16 protein-coding genes are annotated in these 18,749 nt (G+C 66.9%); 8 read left to right on the forward strand and 8 right to left on the reverse strand.

Annotation, left to right across the window (positions count from 1 at the left end):
• Position 1: 1 nt before the first annotated feature.
• Positions 2–664 carry a peptide deformylase gene (gene def, locus ABT001_RS07310; protein ID WP_351273586.1) on the forward strand — a complete coding sequence of 221 codons (663 nt, stop codon included), beginning with the start codon at positions 2–4 and terminating at the stop codon, positions 662–664.
• 186 nt (positions 665–850) lie between these two features.
• On the opposite strand, the gene dnaB is transcribed toward def, so the two are convergent.
• The gene (dnaB, locus tag ABT001_RS07315; protein WP_351273685.1) at positions 851–2,308 is read right to left on the reverse strand and encodes a replicative DNA helicase; all 1,458 of its coding nucleotides are present in this window, start codon (positions 2,306–2,308) and stop codon (positions 851–853) included.
• Positions 2,309–2,784: 476 nt separating this feature from the next.
• Here dnaB and ABT001_RS07320 point away from each other — a divergent pair, with 476 nt between their 5' ends.
• Positions 2,785–4,122, forward strand: coding sequence for an MATE family efflux transporter (locus ABT001_RS07320; RefSeq protein WP_351273589.1), 1,338 nt, complete (start codon positions 2,785–2,787; stop codon positions 4,120–4,122).
• 118 nt (positions 4,123–4,240) lie between these two features.
• Here ABT001_RS07320 and rplI read toward each other — a convergent pair whose 3' ends face one another.
• The 4 genes from rplI to rpsF all read right to left on the reverse strand — a co-directional run bounded on the left by rplI (position 4,241) and on the right by rpsF (position 5,979).
• Complete coding sequence (gene rplI, locus ABT001_RS07325) at positions 4,241–4,687, reverse strand: 50S ribosomal protein L9 (protein WP_351273592.1); 447 nt, start codon at positions 4,685–4,687, stop codon at positions 4,241–4,243.
• 18 nt (positions 4,688–4,705) lie between these two features.
• On the reverse strand, positions 4,706–4,942 hold the full coding sequence (gene rpsR / locus ABT001_RS07330) for a 30S ribosomal protein S18 (RefSeq protein ID WP_003967857.1): 237 nt from the start codon (positions 4,940–4,942) through the stop codon (positions 4,706–4,708).
• Positions 4,943–4,984: 42 nt separating this feature from the next.
• A complete protein-coding gene (locus ABT001_RS07335; RefSeq protein ID WP_351273595.1) occupies positions 4,985–5,617 on the reverse strand; it encodes a single-stranded DNA-binding protein in 633 nt (210 codons plus the stop codon).
• 71 nt (positions 5,618–5,688) lie between these two features.
• Complete coding sequence (gene rpsF, locus ABT001_RS07340) at positions 5,689–5,979, reverse strand: 30S ribosomal protein S6 (protein ID WP_006604399.1); 291 nt, start codon at positions 5,977–5,979, stop codon at positions 5,689–5,691.
• Positions 5,980–6,265: 286 nt separating this feature from the next.
• Here rpsF and ABT001_RS07345 point away from each other — a divergent pair, with 286 nt between their 5' ends.
• From ABT001_RS07345 to ABT001_RS07355, 3 genes are all read left to right on the forward strand, one after another.
• Entirely contained in the window at positions 6,266–6,622 is a 357-nt protein-coding gene (locus ABT001_RS07345) for a hypothetical protein (protein ID WP_351273597.1), read from the forward strand.
• 197 nt (positions 6,623–6,819) lie between these two features.
• Positions 6,820–7,938, forward strand: a complete 1,119-nt coding sequence (locus ABT001_RS07350; RefSeq protein ID WP_351273600.1) for a lipid II:glycine glycyltransferase FemX — start codon at positions 6,820–6,822, stop codon at positions 7,936–7,938.
• A 79-nt stretch (positions 7,939–8,017) separates the two neighbouring features.
• Entirely contained in the window at positions 8,018–9,049 is a 1,032-nt protein-coding gene (locus ABT001_RS07355) for an alanine racemase (RefSeq protein ID WP_351273603.1), read from the forward strand.
• A 13-nt stretch (positions 9,050–9,062) separates the two neighbouring features.
• On the opposite strand, the gene ABT001_RS07360 is transcribed toward ABT001_RS07355, so the two are convergent.
• Positions 9,063–10,577 carry a glycosyltransferase family 87 protein gene (locus tag ABT001_RS07360; protein ID WP_351273605.1) on the reverse strand — a complete coding sequence of 505 codons (1,515 nt, stop codon included), beginning with the start codon at positions 10,575–10,577 and terminating at the stop codon, positions 9,063–9,065.
• Between the two features lie 155 nt (positions 10,578–10,732).
• Positions 10,733–13,432 carry a transglycosylase domain-containing protein gene (locus ABT001_RS07365; protein WP_351273608.1) on the reverse strand — a complete coding sequence of 900 codons (2,700 nt, stop codon included), beginning with the start codon at positions 13,430–13,432 and terminating at the stop codon, positions 10,733–10,735.
• Between the two features lie 386 nt (positions 13,433–13,818).
• Here ABT001_RS07365 and ABT001_RS07370 point away from each other — a divergent pair, with 386 nt between their 5' ends.
• From ABT001_RS07370 to ABT001_RS07380, 3 genes are all read left to right on the forward strand, one after another.
• Complete coding sequence (locus ABT001_RS07370) at positions 13,819–14,520, forward strand: PadR family transcriptional regulator (RefSeq protein ID WP_351273611.1); 702 nt, start codon at positions 13,819–13,821, stop codon at positions 14,518–14,520.
• A gap of 62 nt (positions 14,521–14,582) precedes the next feature.
• The gene (locus ABT001_RS07375; protein WP_351273613.1) at positions 14,583–15,665 is read left to right on the forward strand and encodes an inositol-3-phosphate synthase; all 1,083 of its coding nucleotides are present in this window, start codon (positions 14,583–14,585) and stop codon (positions 15,663–15,665) included.
• Positions 15,666–15,759: 94 nt separating this feature from the next.
• Positions 15,760–17,049, forward strand: coding sequence for an MFS transporter (locus ABT001_RS07380; protein WP_351273615.1), 1,290 nt, complete (start codon positions 15,760–15,762; stop codon positions 17,047–17,049).
• A 98-nt stretch (positions 17,050–17,147) separates the two neighbouring features.
• On the opposite strand, the gene ABT001_RS07385 is transcribed toward ABT001_RS07380, so the two are convergent.
• Positions 17,148–18,590 (reverse strand): CCA tRNA nucleotidyltransferase, encoded by a 1,443-nt coding sequence (locus tag ABT001_RS07385; protein WP_351273618.1) that lies wholly within the window; start codon positions 18,588–18,590, stop codon positions 17,148–17,150.
• Positions 18,591–18,749: the final 159 nt, after the last annotated feature.

An 18,749-nucleotide genomic window follows, 5' to 3' on the forward strand; every position in this document is an offset into this window, starting at 1 on the left:
CATGTCTGTTCGTGACGAGCGATCCCGTTCTGTCGACCGACGAGTCCGCGTGCAAGGCCGCCCGGTGGACACCTACCCGGCTCTGCCACCGGAGGCGGGAAGGGGCTCGGTCCGCAGGGTCACGGTGGCCGGTGAGGAGGTGCTGAGCCGTCCGTGCCGGGAGGTGACCGAATTCGGGACTCCGGAGCTGTCGGCGCTGATCGACGACATGTTCCTGACCATGTACGTGGCCGACGGTGCCGGCCTGGCTGCCAACCAGGTGGGCGTCGACCTCCGCCTGTTCGTGTACGACTGCCCGGACGACGATGGGATCCGGCATGTCGGTCACATCATCAATCCCGTCCTGGACCTGCCCGATCCTGGGAGCCGGCGACTCGTTGACGAATTCGAGGGCTGCCTGTCCGTGCCCGGTGCCGCCATGGCGGTAGCCCGCACCGATCGTGCTGCCGCCCATGGAGTCGACAAGGATGGCAACTCCCTCGTCATCGAGGGGCGGGGATACTTCGCCCGGTGTCTGCAGCACGAGACCGATCACCTCATCGGCCATACGTATCTTGACCGGCTCTCGAAGCGGGACCGCAAGGACGCGTTGCGGCAGATGGAACAACGTCGTGAGGACGTCTTCACCCGACGCGCGTACAAGGCCGCCGGCCTGGGCCGGTGAGACGCTCGATGGCAGCGGCCGTTTCTGCCGAAGACGTGGGCCGCGTCCCGCGCCCCGTTCAGCACGTTCGATCGGGGGCCACCCCAGGTCCGTTTCGAGCCCCCTGCCCGGTAGCCGTGCCGTCACCCTCGCCATCCGCGCGCTGGGCCCGGGACGACCGTCGTCAGGTGACCGTGGGAACCGGCGTCAGGTCTGGGCCATGTCCACGAAGCGGGAGTAGTGCCCCTGGAACGCCACGGTGATCGTCGCCGTCGGACCGTTTCGGTGCTTGGCCACGATCAGGTCCGCCTCGCCCGCGCGCGGTGACTCCTTCTCGTACGCGTCCTCGCGGTGCAGCAGGATCACCATGTCGGCGTCCTGCTCGATGGAGCCGGACTCACGCAGGTCGGAGACCATCGGCTTCTTGTCCGTGCGCTGTTCGGGGCCACGGTTCAGCTGTGACAGGGCGATGACGGGAACCTCAAGCTCCTTGGCGAGGAGCTTGAGGTTTCGCGACATGTCCGAAACCTCCTGCTGTCGGCTCTCGGCCCTTTTGGCACCGCCGGACTGCATCAGCTGCAAGTAGTCGATGACCACCAGCTTGAGGTCGTTGCGTTGCTTGAGGCGCCGGCATTTCGCGCGGATCTCCATCATCGACAGGTTCGGGGAATCGTCGATGTAGAGCGGAGCCGCCGACACGTCCGGCATGCGGCGGGCGAGGCGTGTCCAGTCCTCGTCGGTCATGGTGCCGGAGCGCATGTGGTGGAGAGCCACCCGCGCCTCGGCGGACAGGAGGCGCATCGCGATCTCGTTGCGCCCCATTTCCAGGGAGAAGATCACGCTCGGGAGATTGCTCTTGATCGAGCAGGCGCGGGCGAAGTCCAGGGCCAGCGTGGACTTACCCATGGCGGGACGGGCAGCGATGACGATCATCTGGCCGGGGTGCAGCCCGTTGGTCAGGGCGTCGAGGTCCGTGAAGCCCGTCGGCACACCCGTCATCTCGCCACTGCGGGAGCCGATGGCCTCGATCTCGTCGAGAGCGCCCTCCATGATGTCGCCGAGCGGCAGGTAGTCCTCGCTGGTGCGCTGCTCAGTGACTGCGTAGATCTCGGCCTGCGCAGAGTTGACGATCTCGTCGACGTCGCCGTCGGCCGCGTATCCCATCTGAGTGATCTTCGTGCCGGCTTCGACGAGGCGCCGGAGGACAGCCCGCTCGTGCACGATCTCCGCGTAGTACGACGCGTTGGCCGCGGTCGGCACGGACTGCACCAGCGTGTGCAGATAGGGGGCTCCGCCGACCTTCGTGATCTCGCCACGCTTGACCAGCTCGGCCGCCACCGTGATCGGGTCTGCAGGCTCACCCTTCGCGTAGAGGTCGAGAATGGCCGTGTAGACGGTCTCGTGGGCCGGGCGGTAGAAGTCGTGTCCCTTGATGATCTCCACGACGTCCGCGATGGCGTCCTTGGAGAGCAGCATTCCGCCGAGAACGGACTGCTCGGCGTCCAGATCCTGCGGAGGCACCCGCTCGAAGCCGGACGAACCGCCGTCCCAGCCGCTCTCCCGGCCCCGCTCGTGCTGCTCCTCGCGCCCCTTGCCCTCTCCACGGCGCTGACGGGAAACGGGCAGACGGTCACTGGGACCGACATCGGCCCAGGGATCGTCCAAAGGCTCGGGAATGCTCACCGGGCCACCTCCTCCCGTCCGCTTCGCGGACCTAGCCGTGCCACTCTTTCTTACGGCACGGCACCGACAAACAAGACGCCCGACTCCGGTTCCGGCGCGTCAAGTTCTGCGTACTTCCCAGCCGGAGCGGAGTGCGGGCGCCGCACCACGGTAGGCCGGTCCGCACCGTCAGCCAATCTGGTTATCCACAGGGCATGTGGACGACGGGCCAGATGCTGTGGAGAACTCATCAGATCCTGTGCACGGACCGGGGGACAGCACTGTGGACAAACTCATACGCAGACCCCAAGGGCACCTCTGACCTGGCCTTTCTCGATCCACCGGCTGTGGGGAAGAAAAACTTTTACCCTCAGCCCAAGATCAGCGGAAACGGTCTTCCGGCGAGCTCGAAATCCTGAGACAAGTAAGGGACTCAAAGCCTTTGCGTCTATTACCTGTGGAAGATTAGATTGGGCTCCATGATCCAGGCGCCCATGGCCCAGCCACCCTCCCGCCGCCGGCACGACCGCGAGATCTTCGCGCTGGCCGTCCCGGCCTTCGGTGCGCTCGTCGCCGAGCCCCTCTTCGTCATGGTCGACAGTGCCGTCGTCGGTCATCTCGGCACTCCACAACTGGCCGGTCTGGCGGTCGCGGCGGCCTTGCTGACGACTGCGGTGAGCATCTTCGTCTTCCTCGCCTATGCCACCACCGCCGCGGTCGCCCGCCAGGTCGGCGCAGGAGATCTGGCCTCCGCTATTCGCCAGGGCATGGACGGCATCTGGCTCGCTCTACTGATCGGCGCGGCTGTCATCGCCGTCACGCTGCCCCTGGCACCGTGGCTGGTCGATGTCTTCGGGGCATCCGACACCGCAGCCCCGTACGCCATCACGTATCTGCGGATCTCCAGCCTCGGTATCCCCGCGATGCTCGTGGTGCTCGCAGCGACGGGAGTACTGCGCGGCCTGCAGGACACCCGGACACCCCTCTACGTCGCCATCGGCGGATTCGCGGCCAATGGCGCCCTGAACGTCGGGCTCGTCTACGGAGCCGGGCTGGGAATCGCAGGATCCGCGTGGGGAACCGTCATCGCCCAGGTCGGCATGGCACTCGCTTACCTGGTCGTCGTCGTCCGCGGGGCCCGGCGGCACCAGGCATCGCTGCGCCCGGACGCCGCCGGCATCCGGGCCAGCGCCCGGGCAGGAGTGCCTCTGCTGGTCCGCACGCTGTCCTTGCGAGCGGTCCTGCTGATCGCCACCGCCGTGGCCGCCCGCCTCGGCGACACCGACGTCGCCGCGCACCAGATCATCCTGTCGCTCTGGAGCCTCACAGCCTTCGCGCTCGATGCCATCGCCATCGCGGGGCAGGCCATCATCGGCCGCTACCTCGGGGCGAACGACGCCAAGGGCGCACGCGAGGCATGCCGCCGGATGGTGCAGTGGGGGGTCGTCTCCGGGGTGGTCCTCGGGGTGGTGATCGTGCTCGCCAGACCGCTCTTCGTCCCGCTGTTCACGGGCGACGCGTCCGTGAGGGACACCTTGCTGCCCGCGCTCCTGGTCGTAGCGCTCTCGCAACCGATTTCCGGGGTCGTCTTCGTACTCGACGGAGTGCTGATGGGAGCAGGAGACGGCCGCTATCTCGCCTGGGCCATGGTCCTGACCCTGGCCGTCTTCGCGCCGGTCGCCCTCGTCATCCCCAGCTTCGGCGGAGGCCTCACCGCCCTCTGGGGGGCAATGGCTCTGATGATGACGGTCCGGCTGGCGACCTTGTGGGTGCGTATGCGGTCCGGCCGCTGGATCGTCACCGGTGCCACACGCTGAGGAACACCCCGGCCGACACTCGACCGTGTATCGACCGCAAAGCCCCGGTTTCACGTGAAACGACGAAGGGCCGCACCCGGAGGTGCGGCCCTTCACCTTGCTCTGCAGAGCTGCGCCCTTAGGCGGCAACGACCTCGATGCCGAGCTTCGCGGCAACCTCGGGGTGCAGACGGACGGACACCTGGTGTCCGCCGAGCGTCTTGATCGCCGAGCCGAGCTCGACGCGACGCTTGTCGACGTCCGGGCCACCGGCAGCCTTGATCGCCGAAGCGATGTCAGCCGGGGTCACGGAACCGAAGAGGCGGCCGGCGTCGCCGGAGCGAACAGCCAGACGGACCTTCACGGCCTCGAGCTTGACCTTGATCTCGTTGGCCTGCTCGATCGTCGCGATCTCGTGAATCTTGCGGGCGCGGCGGATCTGCGCCACGTCCTTCTCGCCACCCTTGGTCCAGCGAATGGCAAAGCCACGCGGAACCAGGTAGTTACGGGCGTACCCGTCCTTGACGTCCACGACGTCGCCGGCGGCACCGAGGCCAGTGACCTCGTGGGTGAGGATGATCTTCATGATTCGGTCACCCTTCCCTTATCGCGCGGTGGACGTGTAGGGCAGCAGCGCCATCTCACGGCTGTTCTTGACTGCCGTGGCGACATCACGCTGGTGCTGCGTGCAGTTGCCGGTGACGCGGCGGGCACGGATCTTGCCACGGTCGGAAATGAACTTCCGCAGCATGTTCGTGTCCTTGTAGTCCACGTACTGGGTCTTGTCCTTGCAGAACGCGCAGACCTTCTTCTTAGGCTTGCGCACAGGCGGCTTCGCCATGGTGTTTCTCCTGTGTGATCAAGAAGTGGGGTACGAGCAGCCCTAGAAGGGAGGCTCGTCCGAGTAGCCGCCGCCGGAACCGCTGGAGCCACCGGAGCCGCCGGAGCTTCCGCCCCAGCCACCCCCGCCGCCCTGCTGGCCCCCGCCCGACTGGCCGCCGGCCGGAGCGTTCGTGGCCCATGGGTCGTCGGCGGGAGCACCGCCGCCGCCCTGCTGGCCACCGGCACCGGGACCGCCGCCCCAGTTGCCGCCGCCCTGCTGGCCACCGCCGTATCCACCCTGGCCACCGCCGCCGCCCTGGCCACCGCGACCTGTGGTCTTGGTGACCTTGGCCGTGGCGTTCTTCAGGCTGGGGCCGACTTCCTCGACATCCAGCTCGTAGACCGTGCGCTTGACGCCCTCACGGTCCTCGTAGGACCGCTGCTTCAGCCGGCCCTGCACGACGACGCGCATGCCTCGCTGGAGCGACTCCGCGACGTTCTCCGCCGCCTGACGCCAGACCGAGCAGGTGAGGAACAGGCCTTCGCCGTCCTTCCACTCATTGGTCTGCCGGTCGAAGATGCGGGGAGTGGACGCGACACGGAACTTCGCGACCGCCGCACCGGACGGGGTGAAGCGCAGCTCGGGGTCGTCGACGAGATTGCCGACGACCGTGATGACGGTCTCGCCTGCCATGGGTGAACCTCTCGGCGGGGATTGCTTCTGGCTGCTTGCTACTCGAACCCGATGACCACTGAGCTAGAAGCTCAGTGGGTCTCGGGACGGAGGACCTTGGTCCGGAGGACCGACTCGTTCAGGTTCATCTGTCGGTCGAGCTCCTTGACGACCGCAGGCTCGGCCTGCAGGTCGATGACCGAGTAGATGCCCTCAGGCTTCTTCTTGATCTCGTAAGAGAGACGACGACGGCCCCAGGTGTCGACCTTCTCGACCTTTCCGTTGCCCTCACGGACGACGGAGAGGAAGTTCTCGATCAACGGGGAGACTGCTCGCTCCTCGAGATCGGGGTCGAGGATGACCATCACCTCGTAGTGACGCATGTGGAACCCACCTCCTTTGGACTCAGCGGCCACGGTCGTTCCGTGGCAGGAGGGTCGTGATGCGTAAGCATCAGTGTCTCCGAGTAAAACAGCCACCACTGACAACGCCCGTCTTCGATGGTCGAGGGGAGCCGCAGTGCTGACTCAAGGCAGACACCGGTGCAGACCGTACAGACTACCCGCAGACCGGCTTCCGGTTGAAATCCGGTGTTCAGGGCGCACAATCGAGACAGATGCGGTGTGAGAGGCGCTACGTTCCACCGCCCTTCTCGCCAGGAGGTACTCCATGGCACAGACAGTCCGCCCTGCCGGCAGCCGGCCCGCTCCCCGCCGGACGGCCGGGTCCCGCCCGGCCACCGGATCCCTCTTCGCGACGGACGGCAGGCCACATCCGCTTCAGGACGCCCTGATGGTGGTGACCGGGGTCCTCGGCGTCCTGGCGTTCGTGACGGCGATGTTCCACAGCCTGCACCTGCTGAGCTCGTGGGCCGGGCTGATCGGCATCCTGACCGGCGCGTACGGACAGTACATCTCCAGGACCACCTGGGAGCGGTTCGGGCTGGTCATGGGGATCGGTGCGTCCGCCGTCGGCTTCTACCTCGGCATGGCCCACGGCGGCCTCTTCGGCGGCGTCGTCACCTGACCGGCAGAGCGGGCCGGTCAGGACGGCCGCGCACCGGTTCCGCAGCACACCCGGTGCACAGCCGGGTGCTCCCACGCGGGTGATGCGAGCGGTCGGTCCGGACGGGCCAGACCGGGTGCGCCTCGGTCACAGTAGGCTTCGGCGCGAGAGCCGGAGCCCCTGACCGATGGGGACACACCTGCCGAGGAGCGCCCCGCATGAGCCTGACCCTGAGGACCATCAGCCGAGAGCAGCATCTGGCCTACATCCAGAACCTGCCCTCGGCCAGTCACTGCCAGGTCCCGGCGTGGGCTGACGTGAAGACCGAATGGCGTTCGGAGAACCTGGGATGGTTCGACAAGAACGGTGAGATGGTCGGCGCCGGTCTGGTGCTGTACCGCCAGCTGCCCAAGATCAAGCGCTATCTCGCTTATCTCCCCGAGGGGCCGGTCATCAACTGGTACGCCCCGAATCTGGACGAGTGGCTCCAGCCGATGCTCGCCCACCTGAAGCAGCAGGGCGCCTTCTCGGTGAAGATGGGCCCGCCCGTGGTCATCCGCCGCTGGGACTCGACAGCCATCAAGTCGGGGATCCAGGACCCCGATGTGAAGCGGCTGCGTGATGTCGAGGCCAGCCACATCGAACCGCGCGCCTTCGAGGTCTCGGACCGGCTGCGCAAGATGGGCTGGCAGCAGGGCGAGGACGGCGGTGCCGGCTTCGGTGACGTACAGCCCCGCTACGTCTTCCAGGTGCCGCTGGCCAACCGCTCCCTCGAAGACGTCCTCAAGGGCTTCAACCAGCTCTGGCGACGCAACATCAAGAAGGCCGACAAGGCCGGCGTCGAGGTGGTCCAGGGCGGCTACGAGGACCTCGCGGAATGGCAGCGGCTCTACGAGATCACCGCTGTGCGCGACCACTTCCGGCCGCGCCCGCTCTCGTACTTCCAGCGCATGTGGTCGGTCCTCAACTCCGAGGACCCCAACCGCATGCGGCTGTACTTCGCCCGGCACAACGGCGTGAACCTGTCGGCCGCCACGATGCTCGTGGTCGGCGGGCACGTCTGGTACTCCTACGGCGCCTCGGACAACATCGGCCGCGAGGTCCGTCCGTCCAACGCCATGCAGTGGCGGATGCTCCGTGACTCCTACGCGATGGGCGCGACCGTCTACGACCTCCGAGGCATCAGCGACTCGCTGGACGAGACGGACCACCTCTTCGGCCTGATCCAGTTCAAGGTCGGTACCGGCGGGGAAGCCGTCGAGTACGTCGGCGAATGGGACTTCCCCCTCAACAAGCTGCTGCACAAGGCGCTCGACATGTATATGTCGCGTCGCTGACTCCGTTTCCGACCACCCTTCATCAGCCACTCCTCTCGATCACTCACACCGCAGCCACCAGAAAGGTTCCGGGCCGGCCATGGCGCTCTCCCTCTACGTCGACACCGCGCGCTGGCGGGCGCACCAGAAGTCCGTGATGGACCAGTTCCCCGGTCTCGTCCCCGTCTGCAAGGGCAACGGATACGGCTTCGGACACGAGCGGCTGGCCGACGAGGCGATCCGTTTCGGGTCCGACACGCTGGCCGTCGGGACCACGTACGAGGCCGCTCGGATCAAGGACTGGTTCAGCGGTGACCTGCTCGTGCTCACCCCCTTCCGCCGGGGCGAGGAGCCGGTGCCGCTGCCCGACCGCGTCATCCGTTCCGTCTCCTCCGTGGACGGGGTGCACGCCCTGGTGGGCGCGCGCGTCGTCATCGAGTGCATGAGCTCGATGAAGCGCCACGGTGTCAAGGAGGAGGAGCTCGGTCAGCTGCACGCGGCCATCGAGGACGTACGCCTCGAAGGTTTCGCACTGCACCTGCCGCTCGACCGTACGGACGGTTCGGACGCGGTCGAGGAGGTCATCGCCTGGATGGACCGGCTGCGCGCCGCCCGGTTGCCCCTGCACACGATGTTCGTCAGCCATCTGCGGGCCGAGGAACTGGCCCGGCTGCGGCAGCAGTTCCCGCAGACCCTCTTCCGCGCGCGCATCGGCACGCGGCTCTGGCTCGGTGACCACGAGGCCACGGAGTACCGCGGCGCGGTGCTCGACGTCACGCGCGTCTCCAAGGGGGACCGTTTCGGCTACCGCCAGCAGAAGGCCGCCTCGGACGGGTGGCTGGTGGTCGTCGCCGGGGGGACCTCCCACGGTGTCGGCCTGGAGGCGCCCAAGGCCCTGCACGGGGTGATGCCGCGTGCCAAGGGCGTCGCACGTGCCGGTCTGGCCACGGTCAACCGCAACCTGTCGCCGTTCGTCTGGGCGGGAAAGCAGCGCTGGTTCGCCGAGCCGCCGCACATGCAGGTGTCGATCCTCTTCGTGCCGTCCGACGCCCAGGAGCCGAGGGTCGGCGACGAACTGGTGGCCCATCTGCGGCACACCACCACCCAGTTCGACCGCCTCGTGGACCGTTAGTCCCGGCCTCCGCTCAGTCGGAGGCCACTCTGCCCGCCGTGCCCCACTCCACCCGCGGTCCTTCGACCGCGGGTGCCGTGTGCCGGGCCGGATCAGGGCGCTCCTGCAGGAGAGCCATCCGGTCCGGCGCCCCGTCGAGCACCCCGCCCGAAGGGTCGTCGGACCCGTCACGCCGTACGGGATCCCTGTCCGGCCGCAGGATGTCCCTGACGATCACGGCGCAGAGGTAGAGCGTTCCCAGCAGATGCAGGACGACCGCGACCTGGTAGCCCTCCTGCGGCAGTCCCTGGTGCTTGTCGCCGCTCGTCGTGTACGCGAGGTAGAACCAGATCCCCAGGAAGTACATGACCTCGCAGGCCTGCCAGACGAGGAAGTCCCGCCAGCGGGGCCTGGCCAGCGCGGCCAGGGGGATCAGCCAGAGCACGTACTGCGGTGAGTAGACCTTGTTGGTCAGGATGAAGGCGGCCACCACGAGGAACGCCAGCTGGGCGAAGCGCGGCCGGTGCCGGGCGGTCAGTGCCAGCCCCGCGATTCCCGCGCACAGCACGATCATCAGCAGCACCGAGGCCGTGTTCACCGTGGACACCTCGATGGGCCGGCCCGTGCGCTGGGTGATGACCAGCCAGAACGAGCCGTAGTCGATCTGCCGTTCCTGGCTGAACGTGTAGAACTTCTTCCACCCCTCCGGGGCGTACGCCATCACCGGAAGGTTCACCAGCAGCCAGGCCGCCGCCGCGCCGAAGAGCGCCACCCCGTACTGCCGCCACTTCCCGGCACGCCAGCACAGCACCAGCAGAGGCCCGAGGATCAGCACGGGGTAGAGCTTGGCGGCGGTGGCGAGGCCGATGAGGATGCCGAAGGCGAGGTTCCTGCCGCGGGACCACATGAGCATCGCCGCGGCGGTCAGCGCGACGGCGAGCAGATCCCAGTTGATCGTCGCCGTGAGCGCGGCTGCCGGGGCGAGGGCGACCAGGAGGCCGTCCCAGGGGCGGCGCCTGTGCGTACGGGTGACGCACACCGCGATGATCACGGCGCAGATCATCAGCATGCCGGCGTTGACCATCCAGTACATCTGTTCGCGCTGCTGCACGGGGTCCGAGGCCGGAGTCAGCGTCAGCCAGGACGCGATCTGCATGAAGACGCCGGTCAGGACCGGGTACTCGAGGTAGGCCATGTCGCCGCTGAGCCGGTCGACGTACGGCACGAGGCCGTCGGCGAATCCGCGCCCGACGTAGAGGTGCGGGATGTCGGAGTAGCACGCGTGCGTGTACTGCGAACTGGTGCCGCGGAACCAGGCCCAGTCATAGCAGGGGACCTTCTGCACCATGCCGAGCGCGAACATCCCGATCGCCACCAGCACGATGACTCGCACCGGTGTGAGCGGCCCCGTTCCGAAGCGTGCCCAGCGGCCCGACGGACCGCCGATCAGCTCGCTGCCCGCCGCGGCGATCTCGTCCTGTCGCGTGGGCGGTACGACGGACGGCTCCTGGTGCACGCTCGTGTCTTCTGCGCTTGGCATGCCGCACATCCTGCCGTACGGCGCTGTGTGCGGGTGCGGCCCGCGTCCGGGACACACGAAAGGGCCGTCGGCACCTGGCAGGTGCCGACGGCCCTCGTCATGCGTGGCCGGCAGGTCCTTGGCGGGACCGGAGGGCGGTGGCGTCACGCACACCGCCCTGGCTGCTATCCGCCGCCACCACCGAGGATCCCGCCACGGCCGTTCTCTTCGCCCTCGGTCGTGCCCTCGGTCGTTCCTTCGGTCGTCCCGGTGTCCGAGTCGCCGCCCTCCGTGGATCCGGCGTCGGTCTCGCCCTCGGTGGTGCCCTCCGTGTTACCCCCGTTGTCGTTGCCGTCGTTCGCCCCACCGTTCGGGTTGCCGAACTGGCACTCCCAGTCGTTCGGCGCACACGACGTCTGGCTCGGCGAGGGGGACGAGGACGTCGACGTGGAGGGAGACGGAGACTCGGACTCCTCGGCCGACTCCGATGCCTCCGGCGACGGACTCGGCGAGGGGCTGGGGCTGGCCGCTCCACCGCCCCAGACCGTGTCGCCGTACGGCTGCGGCTTCGGGAACGGCACGACCTTTTCGCCCTTCATGGCTTCGGCCATGTAGTCGTGCCAGATCTGAGCGGGGAACGACGCACCGTGGATCGACTTCTCGCCACCGGTGCCGTACATCTCCAGGAACTCGCGGTCCTTCTGCGTCTCGTCGTCGTCCATGCGGAACATGCTCACGGCCGTCGACAGTTGCGGGGTGTAGCCGACGAACCAGGCCGACTTGTTACCGTCGGTGGTACCCGTCTTCCCGGCCACGTCACGTCCCGGGAGCTGGGCGGGTGTGCCCGTGCCGTTCTCGACCACGTTCTTCAGCACGTCGGTGACGTTGTCCGCGATGATGCTCGGGAACGCGTCCTGCGTCTCGGTCTTGTGCCGGTAGATGACGTCACCCCTGCGCTTGACCTCCTTGACCGAGAAGGGCTCGTTCTGCTTTCCGCTGGTGGCGAAGGTGGCGTACGCGCCGGCCATCCGGATGGCACTCGGTGAGGACGTGCCGATGGAGAACGAGGGCACGGATGAGTTCGCCATGTAGTCGTCGTCACGCAGCCCCGCGTCCAAGGCGGCCTGCTTCACCTTGTCGGTGCCGACATCCATGCCGAGCTGGACGAAGGGGGAGTTGGCGGACTCCTGCATGGCGTGGCGGAGGGTGATGTCTCCGTAGTCCTCTTTACCGTCGTTGCGCTGGAGCCACTGCTTGCCGTCGTCGTTCTCCCAGACCGAGCCGTCGTAGTCGGTGATCTTCAGATCGTTGTCGCCGTTGTAGATGCTCTTCGGCGAGACGATCGACCGCTCCGATTCGCTCTGCTCGGGGCCGAGTTCCGGATTGCGCTTCCCGTACTGCATGGCGGCCGCCAGCACGAACGGCTTCCACGTCGAACCGACCTGCGCACCGGTCGCGTCGGCGTTGTTGGTGTAGTGCTGCGTCGCGTCCTGACCGCCGTACGTGGCGACGATGGCGCCCGTCTTCGTGTCGACGGACGCGCCACCGAACTCGACGTGCGTGTCCTTGTCGGGACGCGTCTTCTCGTCGATCTTGGCCTCGTAGACCTTGTTGACGGACTCCTTGAGCTGCTTGACCTTCTTCGCGTCGAAGGTCGTGTGGATCTCGTAGCCGCCCCGGGCCAGTTCCTTCTCGGTGACGTCCTCCTCGTTGTGCGCGAGGAAGTACTTCCTGGCCAGGTCGACCAGATAGCCGGTCTGGCCACTGAGGTTGGCGTCCTTCTGCGGCGGATCCGGCATCGGGAACGTCTTGTACTTGGCACGCTCAGCCGCGCTCAACGTGCCGTCCTTCACCTCTTCGTCGAGGATCCAGCTCCAGCGCTCCTTGGCCCGCCTGGTGTTCTCCTTGGCCGAGGCCTTCACCGGGTCGATGTCGGGGGAACCCGCGGGGTCGTAGTAGGTCGCACCCTTGAGCAGCGTGGCAAGGAAGGCGCACTGGCTCGCGTCCAGGTCCGTGGCGTCCTCGTCGTAGTACGCACGGGCCGCTGCCTGAAGACCGAAAGCACCCCGGCCGTAGTAGGAGACGTTGAGGTACCCCTCCATGACCTTCTCCTTGCTCACGTTCTCCCCGACCTTGAGCGTGATGAAGAGTTCCTTGACCTTGCGGCTCAGGGTCTGGTCCTGCGACAGCATGGAGTTCTTCACGTACTGCTGGGTGATGGTCGACCCGCCCTGGGTGTCACCTCCCAGCGCCATGTTGTAGACGGCGCGGGCGATACCCTTGGGGTCGATGCCCCTGTCGGTCTTGAACGACTTGTTCTCGGCCGAGATGACGGCGTTCCGCATCTCCTCGGGGATCTGGGCGTACTCGAGCTCCTGGCGGTTGATGTCACCACCCGTGGCGACCATCTGTGTGCCGTCGGCCCAGTAATAGACGTTGTTCTGGGCGGTGGCGCTCTCGTTGACCTCAGGCGGCACCACCAGCGCGTACGCGATGCCGGCCGCGCCCATCATGAGACCCAGGAAGCCCAGGCTCAGACCGGAGACCAGCCGCCACGACGGGACCCAGCGGCGGAAGCCGTCCTTGCCGGCCCGTGGGTAGTCGACGAAGCGCTTCTTGCCGGAGTCGGCGCGACCCCGGCCACGGCCCTCATGACCGTTGTTGTCGCCCCCTCCCCGGCGCCGGCCCCCGCCTCGCTGGGCGGCTCGACGGGCCTCGGCGCGGCTGCTGTAGACCGGCTCCTCGCCGTGCGCTCCGGAAGGTGATGACGAAGTTGCCCTGCGTGACGACTCGGTGCGACGTCCAGCAGGCTGTTGCGCGGCTCGTCTGGCCGCTGCACGCCCGCCACCTTGCGGTTGCGGCGTTTTGCGACGGTGCTCGCTCATCGAACGACTACTCCTCGGGCAGGCGAGAGCGCCTGGAAGCGGCAGTTGAGATCCGGTCCCCCCGAATTACGGACAAGCCCTGCGGAAGGCTCACCCGCAGTACATCCGGCAGTCCGCGATTACTGACGCATGGCGGCGTCTCACGGTTCCCGGTGGTCTGCATGCCGCACAGACTACGCACGGTCAAAAACCTCTGGGGACCGAACTTCACCCCAAATTACGCAAGTCACTCTCTATGAATCAGGGATGTGACGCCGCTCACGAACCATCCTCTTGTCGAACATCACGAGTCGATCTATCGTGCTGATGTATCGACTCGATACATCAGCACGGCATAAGGTGGGCCTGACGGCCTGCGGAAGCAGCAGGCGGAGGAGGAGGCGAAGGTGAGCAGACGCTCCGGCATCCTCGAATTCGCCGTACTCGGCCTGCTCCGTGAGTCCCCCATGCACGGCTACGAGCTGCGCAAGCGCCTCAACACGTCGCTGGGGATCTTCCGCGCCTTCAGCTACGGCACCCTCTACCCCTGCCTCAAGACGCTGGTCGCCAACGGCTGGTTGATCGAGGAACCGGGAAGCGTTCCGGCTACGCCACCCGCTGCGAGCCGCGGGGTCGCGCCCGCGTCCTCGCTGTCCGGACGGCGCGCCAAGATCGTCTACAGGTTGACGGCAGAAGGTAAGGAGCACTTCGAGGAGCTGCTCTCGCACACCGGTCCGGACTCCTGGGAGGACGAGCACTTCGCGGCTCGGTTCGCCTTCTTCGGACAGACGGAGCGCGAGGTACGCATGCGCGTACTCGAAGGCCGCCGCAGCAGGCTGGAGGAGCGCCTCGAGAAGATGCGCGCCTCGCTCGCCCGCACCCGTGAACGACTCGACGACTACACGCTTGAGCTTCAGCGACACGGCATGGAGTCCGTGGAGCGCGAAGTGCGCTGGCTGAACGAGCTCATCGAGAGCGAGCGGTCGGGACGGGATCAGCGACGATCCTCGCCCGATAACTCCACTCAACACGACACATCAGGAGAAGCGGGCGGCCTGCCCCGGCACCGGGACAACACCCGGCCGGATCCGTCCGACGACACCAAGTGACATCCCCGCTGATCCGCAAGGCGTCATCGGGAAACACCGAGAACACACAGGGAGCAATCGGCATGGGTTCGGTTCGCGTAGCCATCGTCGGCGTGGGCAACTGCGCCGCCTCGCTGGTGCAGGGCGTCGAGTACTACAAGGACGCCGATCCGGCCGGCAAGGTGCCCGGCCTGATGCACGTTCAGTTCGGCGAGTACCACGTGAGCGACGTCGAGTTCGTCGCGGCCTTCGACGTCGACGCGAAGAAGGTCGGCCTCGACCTCGCGGACGCCATCGGCGCCAGCGAGAACAACACCATCAAGATCGCCGACGTCCCGAACACCGGCGTGACCGTGCAGCGCGGACACACCCACGACGGTCTGGGCAAGTACTACCGCGAGACGATCGAGGAGTCCGCCGACGCCCCGGTCGACATCGTCCAGACCCTCAAGGACAAGCAGGTCGACGTCCTCGTCTGCTACCTGCCCGTCGGTTCCGAGGTGGCTGCGAAGTTCTACGCGCAGTGCGCCATCGACGCCAAGGTCGCGTTCGTCAACGCCCTCCCGGTGTTCATCGCCGGCACCAAGGAGTGGGCCGACAAGTTCACCGAGGCCGGTGTCCCGATCGTCGGCGACGACATCAAGTCCCAGGTCGGCGCCACCATCACGCACCGTGTGATGGCGAAGCTCTTCGAGGACCGCGGTGTCGTCCTGGACCGCACGATGCAGCTGAACGTCGGCGGCAACATGGACTTCAAGAACATGCTCGAGCGTGAGCGCCTGGAGTCCAAGAAGATCTCGAAGACGCAGGCCGTCACCTCGCAGATCCGTGACCGCGAGCTCGGTGCGGACAACGTCCACATCGGCCCGTCGGATTACGTCGCTTGGCTGGACGACCGCAAGTGGGCGTACGTGCGCCTCGAGGGCCGCGCCTTCGGTGACGTTCCGCTGAACCTGGAGTACAAGCTCGAGGTCTGGGACTCCCCGAACTCCGCCGGTGTCATCATCGACGCCGTGCGCGCTGCGAAGATCGCCAAGGACCGCGGCATCGGTGGCCCGATCCTCTCGGCATCCTCGTACTTCATGAAGTCCCCGCCGGTCCAGTACTTCGACGACGAGGCCCGCGAGAACGTCGAGAAGTTCATCAACGGCGACGCCGAGCGCTGAACCGTCCAGCCGCTGCTTCAGTGACGCATCTCCATGTGGGGGGTCCCCGGGCAATCCGTCCGGGGACCCCCCCACATGTGTGACCCTTGCGCACATGCCTGTCGCGCGTGATCTGGGCGTACTCCTACGCCTTCGGAACTTCCGTCATCTGCTCGCTGTACGGCTCCTCTCCCAGTCGGCCGATGGCGTCTACCAGGTCGCGCTCGCCACCTATGTCGTCTTCTCGCCGGAGAAACAGACGACGCCGGGTGCCATCGCATCCGCCATGGCCGTGCTGCTGTTGCCGTACTCGCTGGTGGGCCCGTTCGCCGGAGTACTGCTCGACCGCTGGCCCCGGCGGCAGGTCTTCCTGTACGGGAACCTGCTGCGGGCCGCTCTGGCCTGCTGCACGGCCCTGCTGCTCCTGAGCTCCGTCCCGGACTGGCTGTTCTATGGATCCGCCCTCTGCGTCACCGCCGTCAACCGTTTCGTACTGGCCGGACTGTCGGCAGCTCTCCCCCGCGTCGTCGACACCGAGCGGCTCGTCCTTGCCAACTCCCTCTCCCCGACGGCCGGCACACTGGCCGCCACTGCGGGCGGGGGGCTCGCTCTGACCATCCGGCTACTGACCGACGGCTCCGATGCCGCGGTGGTGCTCCTGGGGGCGGCTCTGTACCTCCTCTCGGCTCTGGTCTCGCTGACCTTGCCCCGGACGCTGCTCGGGCCGGATCGGGGCCCGCGCCATGTGCCCCTACGGGAGGCGCTCACCACCACGGCGCAGGGGCTCGTGGCAGGGCTGCGCCATCTGGCCGAACGAAGGGACGCGGCTTACGCGCTGGGCGCCATGACCGTGATGCGCTTCTGCTACGGGGCGTTGACCGTGATGGTGCTGATGCTGTGCCGCTACACCTGGTCCGACAATGAGGCCGACGGTCTGGCCCTCCTAGGCCTCGCACTGGGCACTTCAGCTGCGGGGTACTTCGTGGCGGCCGTGATGTCCCCCTGGGCAGTCGGGCGCCTGGGGCGATACGGCTGGCTGGCGGGCTGCGCCGGAGCGGCAGCCTTTCTGGAACCGGCGCTGGGGCTCCCGTTCGCCCTTGTCCCGATGCTCGTAGCGGCCTTCGTCCTCGGTCTCGTGACCCAAGGAGCGAAGATCGCGACGGATACCGAGGTGCAGACCTCCGTGGACGACGCCTATCGCGGCCGGATCTTCTCGCTCTATGACGTGCTGTTCAACGTCGCCTTCGTCGCCGCCGCGGGAATGTCCGCCCTGGCGCTCCCGCCTGACGGGCGGTCAGTCGTCGTGGTGCTCACCGTGGCCGTGCTTTACGCCGCCGTCGCGGTGGCCATGCTTCGGAGACGGCGAGTGAGCCGCGCACTCCGGTGCGCCCGCCTCAAGGAGTGAGGGGTCATTGTTTCACGTGAAACAACGACCCCTCATCACCTGGCTCCAGATCGTCGCCCGCTGCTGTGTTTCACGTGAAACACAGCAGCGGGCACGTGTCAGTCCTGTGCAGCCCACCACTCCTTGAGGGCGGCGACCGCGACATCGCGCTCCATCGGGCCGTTCTCCAGCCGTAGCTCCAGCAGGAACGAGTAGGCCTTACCGATCACGGGTCCGGGATCCACACCCAGAATCTGCATGATCTCGTTGCCATCCAGGTCCGGCCGGATAGCCTCCAGCTCCTCCTGCTCCTGCAGATGCGCGATGCGCTCCTCAAGGCCGTCGTAGGTACGCGACAAGGCGTTCGCCTTGCGCTTGTTACGTGTCGTGCAGTCGGAACGTGTCAGCTTGTGCAGTCGGTCCAGAAGCGGCCCGGCATCCCGCACATACCTGCGCACTGCGGAGTCGGTCCATTCCCCGTCGCCGTAACCGTGGAAACGCAGATGCAGCTCCACCAGCTTCGAGACGTCCTTGACCATGTCGTTGGAGTACTTGAGCTCGGTCATCCGCTTCTTGGTCATCTTGGCTCCCACCACTTCGTGGTGATGGAACGAGACGCGGCCGTCCTTCTCGAAGCGTCGCGTCCTCGGCTTCCCGATGTCGTGGAGCAGGGCCGCGAGACGCAGCACGAGGTCCGGGCCACCCTCCTCGAGATCGATGGCCTGCTCCAGGACCGTCAGAGAGTGCTCATAGACGTCCTTGTGGCGGTGATGCTCATCACTCTCCAGGCGGAGCGCAGGAAGCTCGGGCAGCACTTGATCTGCCAGACCCGTGTCCACGAGAAGCCCCAGCCCCTTGCGGGGGTGGCCGGAGAGCAGCAGCTTGTTGAGCTCCTCCCGGACCCGCTCGGCGGAGACAATCTCGATACGTCCCGCCATGTCGGTCATGGCCTTCACGACGTCAGGCGCCACTTCGAAGTCCAGCTGCGCGGCAAAGCGTGCGGCGCGCAGCATGCGCAGCGGGTCGTCGGAGAAGGACGCCTCCGGAGTACCCGGAGTGCGCAGGACACGCTGCGCCAGGTCATCGAGACCGTGGTGCGGGTCGATGAACTCCTTCCGCGGCAGCGCGACGGCCATGGCGTTGACCGTGAAGTCGCGGCGCACGAGGTCGGCCTCGATCGAGTCGCCGTAGGAGACTTCGGGCTTCCGCGAGGTCCTGTCGTACGCCTCCGACCGGTAGGTCGTGACCTCGATCTGGTAGCCGTTCCTCTGCGCGCCGACGGTACCGAACGCGATCCCGACCTCCCAGACCGAGTCGGCCCAGGGACGGACGATCTTGAGAACGTCCTCCGGGCGGGCATCGGTCGTGAAGTCCAGGTCGTTTCCGAGCCTGCCGAGCAACGCGTCCCGGACCGACCCACCGACCAGGGCGAGACCGAATCCGGCTTCCTGGAATCGGAGAGCGAGGTCGTCGGCGACGGGGGACACCCGCAGCAGTTCACTGACTGCGCGGTGCTGCACCTGACTCAGTGCACGGGGGCTGTCTTCGTTGGCGTTCGGCACAACAGAAAAGGGTACGTGCACCTACCGGCCCGGGCGTCATCGTTTCTTGCGGCCCTGCGAGACTCTCCCGATCATGTGGCACGGTCCCCGGCACTCAGTCGTCCAGCACATCGTTACCATGCGGGGACGCAGAGACCGGCAGGGCCGGTACAAGCTGAC

Source organism: Streptomyces sp. NPDC002793 (assembly GCF_040295485.1).
Taxonomy (GTDB): domain Bacteria; phylum Actinomycetota; class Actinomycetes; order Streptomycetales; family Streptomycetaceae; genus Streptomyces.

Excerpts from the sequence above, each read along its gene's own strand:
- ABT001_RS07335 (WP_351273595.1), bottom strand. The coding sequence starts at position 5,617 with ATGGCAGGCGAGACCGTCATCACGGTCGTCGGCAATCTCGTCGACGAC.
- ABT001_RS07345 (WP_351273597.1), top strand. The coding sequence starts at position 6,266 with ATGGCACAGACAGTCCGCCCTGCCGGCAGCCGGCCCGCTCCCCGCCGG.
- def (WP_351273586.1), top strand. The coding sequence starts at position 2 with ATGTCTGTTCGTGACGAGCGATCCCGTTCTGTCGACCGACGAGTCCGC.
- ABT001_RS07350 (WP_351273600.1), top strand. The coding sequence starts at position 6,820 with ATGAGCCTGACCCTGAGGACCATCAGCCGAGAGCAGCATCTGGCCTAC.
- rpsR (WP_003967857.1), bottom strand. The coding sequence starts at position 4,942 with ATGGCGAAGCCGCCTGTGCGCAAGCCTAAGAAGAAGGTCTGCGCGTTC.
- rplI (WP_351273592.1), bottom strand. The coding sequence starts at position 4,687 with ATGAAGATCATCCTCACCCACGAGGTCACTGGCCTCGGTGCCGCCGGC.
- rpsF (WP_006604399.1), bottom strand. The coding sequence starts at position 5,979 with ATGCGTCACTACGAGGTGATGGTCATCCTCGACCCCGATCTCGAGGAG.
- ABT001_RS07365 (WP_351273608.1), bottom strand. The coding sequence starts at position 13,432 with ATGAGCGAGCACCGTCGCAAAACGCCGCAACCGCAAGGTGGCGGGCGT.
- ABT001_RS07355 (WP_351273603.1), top strand. The coding sequence starts at position 8,018 with ATGGCGCTCTCCCTCTACGTCGACACCGCGCGCTGGCGGGCGCACCAG.
- ABT001_RS07320 (WP_351273589.1), top strand. The coding sequence starts at position 2,785 with ATGATCCAGGCGCCCATGGCCCAGCCACCCTCCCGCCGCCGGCACGAC.
- ABT001_RS07380 (WP_351273615.1), top strand. The coding sequence starts at position 15,760 with ATGCCTGTCGCGCGTGATCTGGGCGTACTCCTACGCCTTCGGAACTTC.
- ABT001_RS07375 (WP_351273613.1), top strand. The coding sequence starts at position 14,583 with ATGGGTTCGGTTCGCGTAGCCATCGTCGGCGTGGGCAACTGCGCCGCC.
- ABT001_RS07360 (WP_351273605.1), bottom strand. The coding sequence starts at position 10,577 with ATGTGCGGCATGCCAAGCGCAGAAGACACGAGCGTGCACCAGGAGCCG.